The sequence below is a fragment of the Kordia algicida OT-1 genome (assembly GCF_000154725.1).
Lineage (GTDB): Bacteria > Bacteroidota > Bacteroidia > Flavobacteriales > Flavobacteriaceae > Kordia > Kordia algicida.
The window spans coordinates 4,113,937-4,123,301 of the sequence record NZ_DS544873.1; the positions used below are offsets into that span (position 1 = coordinate 4,113,937).

8 protein-coding genes are annotated in these 9,365 nt (G+C 34.3%); all 8 read right to left on the reverse strand.

All coding sequences use genetic code 11. From position 1 onward, the window contains the following. Nucleotides 1-262: 262 nt before the first annotated feature. A complete protein-coding gene (locus tag KAOT1_RS17595) occupies nucleotides 263-1,099 on the reverse strand; it encodes a DMT family transporter (RefSeq protein WP_007096231.1) in 837 nt (278 codons plus the stop codon). A gap of 74 nt (nucleotides 1,100-1,173) precedes the next feature. Then, complete coding sequence (locus KAOT1_RS17600; protein WP_007096232.1) at nucleotides 1,174-2,028, reverse strand: hypothetical protein; 855 nt, start codon at nucleotides 2,026-2,028, stop codon at nucleotides 1,174-1,176. 7 nt (nucleotides 2,029-2,035) lie between these two features. Beyond that, nucleotides 2,036-3,073, reverse strand: a complete 1,038-nt coding sequence (locus tag KAOT1_RS22430) for a DNA/RNA non-specific endonuclease (RefSeq protein WP_007096233.1) — start codon at nucleotides 3,071-3,073, stop codon at nucleotides 2,036-2,038. Nucleotides 3,074-3,102: 29 nt separating this feature from the next. Continuing rightward, the gene (locus tag KAOT1_RS17610; protein ID WP_007096234.1) at nucleotides 3,103-3,621 is read right to left on the reverse strand and encodes a hypothetical protein; all 519 of its coding nucleotides are present in this window, start codon (nucleotides 3,619-3,621) and stop codon (nucleotides 3,103-3,105) included. Between the two features lie 11 nt (nucleotides 3,622-3,632). Then, the gene (locus KAOT1_RS17615; protein ID WP_007096235.1) at nucleotides 3,633-4,985 is read right to left on the reverse strand and encodes an ATP-binding protein; all 1,353 of its coding nucleotides are present in this window, start codon (nucleotides 4,983-4,985) and stop codon (nucleotides 3,633-3,635) included. Further along, nucleotides 4,975-5,898 carry a hypothetical protein gene (locus tag KAOT1_RS17620; RefSeq protein ID WP_040560152.1) on the reverse strand — a complete coding sequence of 308 codons (924 nt, stop codon included), beginning with the start codon at nucleotides 5,896-5,898 and terminating at the stop codon, nucleotides 4,975-4,977. Before KAOT1_RS17620 ends, KAOT1_RS17615 begins: the two co-directional genes overlap by 11 nt. A gap of 51 nt (nucleotides 5,899-5,949) precedes the next feature. After that, a complete protein-coding gene (locus tag KAOT1_RS17625) occupies nucleotides 5,950-6,792 on the reverse strand; it encodes a hypothetical protein (protein WP_007096237.1) in 843 nt (280 codons plus the stop codon). Between the two features lie 12 nt (nucleotides 6,793-6,804). After that, nucleotides 6,805-9,249, reverse strand: a complete 2,445-nt coding sequence (locus KAOT1_RS17630; protein WP_007096238.1) for a hypothetical protein — start codon at nucleotides 9,247-9,249, stop codon at nucleotides 6,805-6,807. Nucleotides 9,250-9,365 lie beyond the last annotated feature (116 nt).

The window sequence follows — 9,365 nt, forward strand, 5'->3', positions numbered from 1 at the left end:
AAACTTTTCTTTTCCGTAGTATAGCAGGAGTTTTTCGTTAAAAATTTTCGAAACCTTGGAGAAAATTTAGAAAAACTCATGCGGTTTTAGTTTTTCCATAAAAGAAAAACTAAAAATACCTCTGGAAAAGTTCCCTTTCTTTTGTTTCTTTTCTTTGGGTAAGCAAAGAAAACGAAAATAAAACCCTAAAAATGAATTATATAACAGAATTATTTCTAAAATTACTATAAATATAAATTGAATGATTTATATCGAACTGACGTTATTTAGCAGTTTTTGTATACGTATTCAACGTCAATCCAATGACAATTAAAATAATTCCGAGGACACTCCAAAGTGTATAAGACTCATGAAACCAACTAAGTCCGATGAGCATGGTAAAAATAACTTCAATATATTTAAGAGGTGCCGCTTTGTTGGTTTCTGCTAGTTGTAATGCTTTGGTCATGTATAATTGTCCTACATAACCAAAAATTCCCAAACTCAGTAGCAAAGCCCATTCCCAACCAATGGGCGTTTTCCAGTATGGAATGCATAAAATTCCGCCAGCCAAAAGTGCAATGATCATAAAATAATTTACCACCACGACAGGATGATCGTCCGTACCAATTTTACGAATAGTGATAAATACCAAACCACTAAAAAAGGCAGAAGCCAATGCCAAAAGCAATCCTGTTGTCCCAATTTGTGTGTCAAATCCTTTTAAAACTAAGACGCCACAAAACGCGATCAGGAAAAATAACCACTGAATGTATTTTATTTTTTCTTTCAAAATGAACAAAGCAAAAACTGCTGCAAAAATAGGAGAGATGTAACGTAAAGAAACTGCTGATCCCATAGGTAAATACTTGAGCGACATAAAAAATAATGCCATAGAAGTAACACCAACAATTCCGCGTAAAATCAGTAATGTTTTTTTATTTCCATAGATAGAAATCTTGTGTTTTAGCAAAAACGGAATGGTAAAAGCCAAAGTTCCAATTGATCTAAAAAACACAATTTGATATGCGTTAAAATCACCTAAGTATTTTACAACAGCATTTAAAAAAGCAAACGCAATTGCACTGATAATCATAAATTGAATTGCTTTTTTGAGCATGAAATTGTGCTTTTTTGAAGGTCACAAAAATAATTGAAATTATGAAAAAATATACAAATTATTATTGATTAAATTTACACTAATGGGATATGTTGACTTTCGGTTCGATTTTTATGATAAGTTGTCCAATGTCCAACGGCTTCTGCTTGAGCTTTATTAAAAGCTGCTCTAGTTTGTTCATTTTTATCTTTTTGAGCATCAACAGCTGGATTAATGACATGTTCTACATTAGATAAATATCGTCCACTACTATCTTGAACTCTTACAATTGGGCCAGCTCCTGCATTTTTTGATGTATCTTGTCTAGGATCATTGGTATGTACCCAAATAGAATGTGTTCCTCCATCAGGATTTGGGATTTCCCACTTTCTACCAGCTCTAATTTCATCAGCTCCTCCACCTCTTGCTGGTGGAAAAGCAACCGCTTTGTGCTTTGGTAGCAATGCTGTTAATCTAGCTGTAGAGATGTTTCCTCCTTGAACTAACGGTTGAAATCTAGCTCTAAAATCAGCCAAGTTCAAACCTGTATGTGGTATAGAAGCTGATGGATGTATTGTGTCTAATAAATTTGCCTCTGTCACAGAACCTCTTCTTCCTGTTGCTAACAACGGTGGCGCTGGATCTGGAATATTTCTATGAGTGTGTTCGTGATCTTGAAGTATTCCTAATGAAATTGCTTTTTTATTTTCTCTATCTGTTAAAGGAATGCGTTTTGCCAACTTTTCCCTAATACGAGCTCTCATACCTTTCTTTTTTAATTGTATTGGTTGAGCTTTTGTATGTTGTATTTTATTGATTTTTTGCTGTTGTACGACTGTCGTAGCACGATTATCTTCCAAAGAAAATCCAACGTTCTTTTTTGTTTTTGTGTTGGCAACCGAAACTTGTGGTGCTTTTTCTGCCTTTTTTTGTGTAGTTGTATATTTCATCTTCAAATTATGGTGTTGGAATATTAAACCTTACTTTATAGGGAGATTTTGTAAATGTCAAACTCACTAAAATACTGCTTGGACGCTTTTTTATTCCGTCGTATTGTGGTTTCACAGACATCCATACGCTCATATATTTTTGTTGTAAACGTTGCCTGATATACGACTCCATTTTTCCCCATGCGCCACCTTTACTATTTACTTTTTTATCCATGGCGACAAAATTGTCTGTAAATTTTGCAGGTCCACCAAAACTATGTGCAATCAAATGTCCAGCTTGATCGTTGACTCTTTTGTAAGGAACTTTTGGTGTTGACTTTCTTTTGCCTTTATGGTATTTTAGAATTCCAGCGAATTTAGTGACTCTTCCTAAATGGTCTTTTCTAGAATAGTAGTTTCTACCACCAATGTTTCTTGTTGAATATCCAGTTAAATTTTTTGGAACAGATTTGCGTCCTCGCCTTATTCTAGAAGAATGTGTAACTAATCCTAAACCCTGAAGTCGCGTCAATCTTGTGGCAGGTGTTAGTTTTTTAACACGTTGTGCGACGCCAAAATGAGTTTTATTACTCAGATTTCTATTTTGAATAATTTCTTTTCGTTGCAATGCTTTTGCGCCCATCACATCTGCTTCTTTTTCCAGACTAGCATTGTCGTTTATTTTGGTGCCATTTACCGTTTTTGTAGGTTGTACACGGCCTTGTTTTTGCTGCACAATATGCCAAGCTTCATGTGGTAAGTGCTTTTCTTGTCCAGAAGCGAGATGAATATTTTTTCCTTGTGCATACGCGTGTGCATTGAGTTGCGCAGGTTTGGACGAATTGTAATGTACTTTTACATCATCTAACGAATGACCAGAAAGATTTTCTATTCCTGATTTTAAAGTGTCAGGCAAACCTGTATTATTTTTCTTTTGTTGTTGAATGATGGTTGACGGACGATTATCTTCAAGAGTTTTTCCTTGAGTTTTAGGATGCATCGTTTTGTGAGCCGCCGCAGTTTGTACTGTTTCTTTCGTAGATTTTCTGGTAAGAGACGTTTTCATAACAAAAGGTTTCTGTTGTAAGTATGAGATTAAATGATAATAGCACTCGTATCAACAATAACAGGACTTTTTCCGCCAGCATAATCTACAGCAGAAGAATATTTGTGATTGTGAATGTAATTTTTCAGTCGTGATAAACGCGGATCATAATATTTTGAATTCACTTCTTTTCCCGTAATTAAATTTCTGATATATACATTATAAAAAGGATATTTTGTAAATAGTTCATCTGTATTTTTAGGTAATAAATACGTGTCATCATGATAAAGATTCAGCATCTTTTTATAGTTGATAATTCCCAAAGAAACTTGATGGTAGAAATACTGTAATACTTCCTGAAAAGGAGTTACTTCACTTGAACCAATTAAAAACAACCGCCTGTTGGTAATGAGATAACCTAAAAGCTTGAAACCTTTGTGTACCGTACAGCTATTTAATGCTTCAGCAATGATAATATTTCGTTGCTCATGCAGAATTTCATGTCGCCAAGAATTCATCACCAATAGTTGTGAATGTTCTGGTAATAATATGAGTTCTTCTATATCCATGAAATTGTTGCTTATGATTGTATGATGGTTTTGTTTTCTTTTTTGAATTCACGACGGATTCCTGTGAGCAATTCCTGTTTGTTTACAACAGTATCTTTTCGTTGAATAGCAGCCAAAGCACAATAACGAAGCACATTGATGATAGCGCCACCTGCCAATTCATAGTTTTTAGCAATGACATTCAAATCAACGTCAGGAGCCAATGTGCAGGTTCCAGAAAATGCTTTTTGCCAAAGTTTGATACGTTCTTCTACAGAAGGCATTTTGAAGTGTATGATTGATTGAAATCTTCTCGAAAATGCTTCATCCATATTTGCTTTTAAGTTGGATGCCAAAATGATGAATCCTGGAAAATCCTCAATGCGTTGTAATAGATATGCCGTTTGCTGATTGGCATGTCGGTCGTTGGACGAATTTGCCTTTGTACGTTTTCCAAACAAAGCATCGGCTTCATCAAAAAATAGAATCCAATTTTGATGCGCAGCAGTATCAAAAATACGCGATAGGTTTTTTTCTGTTTCTCCAATGTATTTGGAGACAATCATTGATAAATCTACACGATATACATCCAAACCTAAGTTTTTCCCTAATAGCGAAACCGTTAAGGTTTTTCCTGTGCCTGGCGGACCGTAAAATAGGGCTCTATAACCAGGTTTTAAGTGTTTGGATAATCCCCAATCGTTCAATAAAGTGTCTTTGTGCAACAACCATGTTTTTAGTTCTGCTACTTGATCTTCAATGGTAGGATTTAGCACCATATCTTCCCAGTTTAAATTGGTGGTGATTTTTTGAGCAGGAAACGTTATACTGTGTTCTAATTTTGGTTTTTTTCCTGTGATAAAATAATGCAACCAACGATGATTTATACTGAGAACTCCGTTGTATTTTGGTAAATAACTTTCTGTCGATTCGATATCTAATACTTGTTCTTTTTGAAAAATATGATTCTTTTCAAAGAACGAAAGCACTTCCAATCGCCATTCGGGATTTAATGTCGTCAGCAGAAAAAATAAGGTTTGTCCTGTGGGTAAAAAACCACTGTGACCTTTGTCAATAACACCGCCAAATTCAGTAAAACCACGATTGTATATTTTATTTTGACCAAAGAAAATATCCAATACTTCTGGGCGAATATGTGGCGCAATTGCCAATGCTAGTGCCATTCGTTCTAACGTATTTAAATTCCATTGATTTACAGTATTTGCAAATGGAGTATCTATTTCCGAAAGATCAGGCATTTCAATTTCTGTCCAATGCGTTTCTGCACCTTCGTGTTGCAAATAGCTACTTATCACTTGATTGATGACATTTTGCAACCAATCAATTTCTTGAAAAAGTGAAAAAATAGGATTGTTAGTGTCCATATTTTATAAATAGCTTTTCTAAGTCGTCTAAATTTGTATCTGCCCAAGAAAAATACTGCAAAGCCGTATTTGGATTTAGTTGATTTGCTTGTAGCATGTCTAATACACACGCTTGCGCATTTGTTGTTATTGGCGAGTGATACGAAATCTCATCATGATGAAAATCATATTCATAAAAATTACTTGCCCAAGAAGCGACTTTCGTTTTGTCATTGATAAGTTCACTGATAAATACTTCTAGTTTTTCTTGTTGAATGATTAATTTTTTAGCTTTAAAAAATGATGGTTTTCGTTTTTCTTCACGATGATAGAATTCAATTTCTCTTGCTTGAATGGTTTTTGCGCTCGAATCTCCAAAAATATCTACCAATCCGAAGTTTTCAGATTCTGTAGCAATTTCCAATTCGCCTTTGTCAGAACTTGCAATGGCGAGTGTCCAATTTTCAGTTGTAACAGATTCCGTAACAATGTAAAGTTCTCGAAAGGAAAACATTGTTTGTGTCATTTTAATGATGAGTTCGTCTTTAAAAAGACTCCAATTGGCAACTTTGACAGATTCGGGAGCATTACTTTTAAAGAAAAAGCTTCCAAATCCGTCAAAAGCCAACACTTGTTTGCTGTATTCAAAATCACCTTCAATCGAATTATGTCCAGTATCTCGTCCAGAATATGGTTTGGAGACACCTTCGCTAAAATTCCAATTGGCAGCATTGAGTTTTCTACCATTTTCAAAGATGACATCATCAGCATTGATGATATTTTTTCTGAAAATATTTCCTAAAACTATGAGCTCTCCATTTATAATTTGGAAAAAATCACCTGGATACATGTTTTGACTTAGTGGTTTTGTCGGTATAAAACCATTGGTGCTATTGTAAAAACTTCTGTAAAATTTTTTAAATATATTTTCCATAGTCATTTAAGAGTGTTTTAAGGTGATTAGTTCCATGTAATATAATGAAAGTTAGGATGCTAACGCTGCTGCATTTGCTGCTGCAAGCCCAGATTGTAATGATTGTAATTTTACCTGAGCTTTGCTGAGCGATACTTGTGCTGCATTTAACTGACTCGCATTGTCTTCAGAAGCTGCTAAGGTTTTTTCGTACATGTTGCTCGTAATATTATATGCTTGATCTAAGTAATACAGCAACGAAGTTTTATTGGTAGCATTTTTATCATTCCTAACTTTATGACCTGTAATAAATTCGTATAGTTTTCTTGATTGCAATAGTTCTAACGACATTGCCGATTTAGATTCGATCGTAGTCGCTTGTGCTGCAAATACAGATTCTAAAGCAACTAAGGTTAGTGCTACTGCATTATTGGCATTGGTAGAAGCTTCTGTGACCATTGTAACTAATTCGTCTGAAATTAGCGGATTGATTGCTTTTTTACGAATGACCAAGTTTGATAATTTATTGATGACTTCCGCCGAATAAATTAGTTTGTTAATTACCGTATTTACTTGTATAGCAACACCTTTTATATCGCTTTCTGCTTTTGCAGATTCTGTGTGCGTTAGTTTAGAGCTTTGATATAAATCTTTTGCATGATTTGCTAAAGTATCAACTGAGTTTTTGTTGTTTAATGCTTGCGTTTTGTTTGCTTCTGCGGTAGCTAATTCGGCATCTAATTTTGTCGATTTTTGCTTTAATGAATCTACAATAGCTTGGTATTGTTGCACTTCATCTTCAGCATTTAAGACTTCTTGCGTTAAAAGATCAATTTCTTGCTTCTTTTTTTCGGTAATCCCGTATTTTGCAGGTGCAGGATCTGTTGGGATTAATATGGTTTCTCTACTACTCATAATGTATGTTTTTTAGGATTGGTTTGTTGTTAGTTGTGAATATGTTACTACTTTATCAGGATTTGCATACGGATCAATATATTTGATTGGAGTTGTATGATTAAAGTCTGAAAGTGCATTGATAAACTGCGAGTTTACCGTTTCGTCCGTATTATTTGTTACTGAAATGATCGTAGGAATGTACATGTTGTTATTAATCAAGCGATTCCCAAAGTTATCTGTAGTCTCAGCAGCCAAGGTAACCTGCATCTTTTTAAAGGTGTAACCATCAAGTATTTGAAGCAAATCGATAATGAGTTGATCGCAATCTTCAATAAATTCATTGACAGCATTTTGTAATTTTTCTCCCTGAGGATTCACTATTTCATCAGCTATTATAAATTCTAAAATACCATTTCTAGTTTGTCTTAAATGCTCAATGTCAGATTGTATTTGTGCTACATCTGAAGGATCTAGTTTGCTTGGAATATTTTTCTCAAAAGCAGTTAGTTCTGTTTTTCCTTTAATATCATTTTCAGAAATTAATGCTTTTTCTATTGCTTCAATATCTTGCTGAATTTTATCATAAGAGTTATTGATGTATGTATGTAAATCAGTATCTGTTGGTGTTATTTCCTCAGCAACTGTGTAGCTTCCGGCAGAAATTTTTTCAGCAGTGGTCAAATTAAAGAAGAATCCAGGTTGAATGTGTACATCAATATTTACATTGCTAATAGCAAGCTCTTTAATTTTTCTTAAAGTCGCTAAAGAAGCTTGTAAGCTTGTTAGGTTTTTTTCTTCTTCTTTAAGATTTTCTTCATTCTTCTCGTTTTCAGAAATGAGTTTTTTTCTAGTTGACTCTTTGGTCGATTTAGCGTCAATTTTCTTTTTATTATCTGCAATAGTCATTTTCAGTTTCTCAGTCTTAACCGTTAAGTCATGTATTTGATCGTTTATGAGAGAAACTTCAAGATCATAGATATTCTCAATTTTATTTAAACGCTGCACATTATTTTCAATACTATCTATTTCTTCTACTGTGAGTAATCCGTTGACTAAGTTTGGATTGTTTGGTAAAAACACACAACGGTATTCTACTTCATACGCTGGCTTTTTAAACACACCAAAATCAATAACTTGATACGTTGGCGTTGTAACAATATCAGCAGCTTCTGCTGTTGGATCATCTCCATCTGTTACATTCTTTTGCTCTCGAATTGTGTTTGCATTGGCTGCATTCAACTGGTTTTGAAGTATAAACATTTTTGAAGGAGCCGATAAATAATCGTCAAAAGTGTTAATAACCTTTTTGTAAGCCATTGTAAATACAGTAAGCACATATATTGTATACTCTTTCCCTAACTCCAACGGATTTCCGTCAGAATCTTTTAAAACAGGTTTTTCAGCAGTACTTTCTCCTGAAATATAGAATTTTTGAGTAATGGTATGATTTGTATTTGTTACAACAATTGGTTCAGTAGGTTCCAATGGTGTTGTTGGTGTAATTTGAAAGTAACGATCTGTATAACCTCCAGTAATAATACCTTCTGCGTCATTCATACTAAACGTAGGACTTTTGCTGTTTTCTACAAGTATGATGTTGTAATTTTGAACAGGTTGGTTGGTTGGCTTTGGAGTTCCATCAGCAGTTTGCTCTTGAAAAGCACTTTTGTACGAATCAAATGAAACCGTGTAGTAATCATGATTTCCAACATTTACAGGAGTTTTTATTGTAAGACTCATGTTTAATTCATCGTTGCTTAACTTGTAAGCTTCTTCGGTAGCTTCATATCCAACACTTAAATCTTCCAATATGCCTTCTGCCTGTTTTTCTTCGGTATTTGCAGTTGCTAATTCGGCAGATTGTGTCGCCAACAATGTCGTAGTATCATCAAATTGTTTTGACACTACACTTAGCAAATCTTTCATCGTAGAATCGGTTACAGTGGCTTTGCTATCTAAATTGGCTGTGGTAACTTCTGCAATAGATGATGAAGCTTCCATACTGTGTTGCGAAGCTTGTTCTGCCGCATATGCAGTATCATTCATCAATACACTTGCTTTGTTGCTTTGAGCGTAAATATCTGTATCAAAATCAGCCGCATTGATGATACTAAAAATGCTTCCCGTATCGCTAGCTAATTTTAAAATAGCATTTGCTGCAATTTGAACATTTGCCGCAGCAACAGAGGTATTTGTTACAGATTTTGCTGTGTAATCTTTTGCATTGTTTGCTGAGGTAAGTACATTGGTAGATACATCACTATCAATAATAGCTTGCTCGTGTACCAACTTCTCAAAAGCATATTTTGCATTGGTTATTTCTAACTCCTCTGCAGTTGTAATTCGTGCACCTTGTGCATAGTAAAGCGAAAACATAGATGCTTCCCGTTTTGCTTCTACTTTTTGTAATTCTAATTCTTGTGCGCTCAACGATGAAACGACACTAGAATGTAGATTGTCATTGTAAGAACTCATAAATTTTATTTTTTAGTTTGTTAATTAATTTTTTAACCTTTTTGGTTATTTTCTTATCATATCTGAGGAAATTCAGATTTAACTGCTGTCTATTTTTAATGGTTTTTTATAGCTGT